The organism is Nostoc sp. UIC 10607 (genome assembly GCF_047228265.1).
In the GTDB taxonomy this organism is placed as follows: domain Bacteria; phylum Cyanobacteriota; class Cyanobacteriia; order Cyanobacteriales; family Nostocaceae; genus Nostoc; species Nostoc foliaceum_A.
Genome location: NZ_JBIQNW010000170.1, coordinates 1 through 1,922, shown reverse-complemented (window position 1 = coordinate 1,922; position 1,922 = coordinate 1). Strand labels below are relative to the sequence as shown.

The 1,922-nt window shown below is 35.0% G+C and carries 1 protein-coding gene; it reads right to left on the bottom strand.

All coding sequences use genetic code 11. The features are described from left to right. Positions 1–251: 251 nt before the first annotated feature. Positions 252–1,715 (bottom strand): ISLre2 family transposase, encoded by a 1,464-nt coding sequence (locus tag ACEYW6_RS36115; protein ID WP_412983591.1) that lies wholly within the window; start codon positions 1,713–1,715, stop codon positions 252–254. Positions 1,716–1,922 lie beyond the last annotated feature (207 nt).

Here is a 1,922-nt window from a genome sequence, read left to right as displayed (position 1 = left end):
GGGAGCAACGCGATTTTGTGAGGTCGGATCAAAAACCAGCGATCGCTAAAACTTACATTTGTGTATGAGGTAATTTTATTTACAATTAGCATACATAATTACACGAGAAATTATCTTGATGAGATATCTCAAAAAGATTGCTAGTAAATCATTTGACGATTATTTCCAAATATGTCTGCAATAATTCTTTAAGACTTGGTATCAATTATGGCAGAAAATAAATTAAATGCCGAATTGAAGTATAAAATTTATCAGGCACTTTGGGGTTTGATAAACGAATTAAAGATAGAGTCAGAAAAATTATCCCAACTTTTAGCTATCCATTGACAACGGAGGTGCAACATAATTTCTGCGTTATCTTGAAGCCAAAATTTACTATTACCTTTCATACGTAAATTAACAACTTGACGAATTAAACTTTCAACAGCACCACTACCAAGAGGAAGTTTTTTGGTTGCAACTTCATTATATTTTAAAAGCCTGCGTCGGTAAGCTTTTAAAATATAGTTTCGCTCTCGTACCAAAATTTTGAGGCGCTCTCCGTTCGCCTCAGAAATAAATTCAACCATGTTTCTCATTAAATCTAGTGCCTGACCTTTTTTTAAAGTTTTTCGAGCCTTTTGAAACCATTGTTGACGCTCATTGTTTGTGCTAAAAGCAGCATCAGCGAAGTCTTGTAAATGTGATGCAGCGTGAAAAAAGTCTAATAATTGATAAGTTTCAGGTGGGCATTTTAATTTTTTAAGTAAAGGAGGAATATGTATCCAGATCCATTCTGCTCCATCCGCAATTAATAAAACCTGTTTCGCCTGACTAATACCTAAATTAACTAAGTACATCTCTAATATCTGCAAAAATCCTTGATATCCTTTATAAGTTCCATCATTGGTAATTGGAATCTCTCCATTCTTGATTTTTTCACCTTGCTCATTCACTACATAAATTGTTAATAGTTTTGGCTCAATCCATTCTCCTGTAAAGCCTACACGATTAGTTTTAACCTTACGCCTACCTTTCTTATTAATCCGAATCCGTGTACGACCGCCATCTACAGCAATAACAACACGCTGATCTTTAAGAATGTTACGAATCGGTAAACTACCAAGCTCTAAACTTGTTAGTTTTGATTCACGTAAATTTATACCAATTTTACCAAAGTAATATGTTAGCCGTTCTATACGTTTTAAGCTGATATCTATGCCCCAATCAATTAATGTTGTCCGTGCTGCCTCAAAGGAGCCAGCAATTGCACCATATCGGGCAATAGTCGATAAAACTTCAGGGGTTAAACCCTCGGACATTCCTAAATATCTTAAGAATGGGCAGAATCCTTCATGTAAAGATTTTTTATTTTTATTTGGTTGAGTGTGGCGTTCAACTACATACGGTAGCTTTAAAGTTGCTGCGACATTACCAACTGTTAATATTTGCCGTTCTTTACAACCGTGCTTTCGCGTTTTATTGTGCCACCATCCCTGAGTTTCCTGCATTGTTTTGTGCAAAAATTCTTGAGATTTAGACAAGTCATGAAGCAACAAAGCAATACATTCGCCTGCTAAAATTAATGCCGATTCCCTAATTTCTTTTTCACGTAATTTGAACGTTTGTCCATTCCATTCTGGAATATTCGTTAATTCTAAAATTTTCGTAACTTTTTCTTGAAAGTGTGACACTGATTTGCTTAAATCAAAAGTACAATATATATTATTTTTCATGGTAAGCATTCCCTGTTTTTGTTTTGATGTCAGATATCAAAACCTTTACTCCAAAGGGAATCCTACCTTTTTTTTATCCTAAAATCATCTACAAGTTAACGCAGCATTAATACTCGGTCTAATGTGATAACTATTCTAAGTACGCCTACATAGGTTTTTAGCGATCGCACCTTTTTTGTTCAACCTCACCAAATCGCGTTGCTCCCA

What these genes read in the sequence shown, in the direction of transcription:
- ACEYW6_RS36115 (WP_412983591.1), bottom strand. Translation starts at nt 1,715, where the DNA reads ATGAAAAATAATATATATTGTACTTTTGATTTAAGCAAATCAGTGTCA.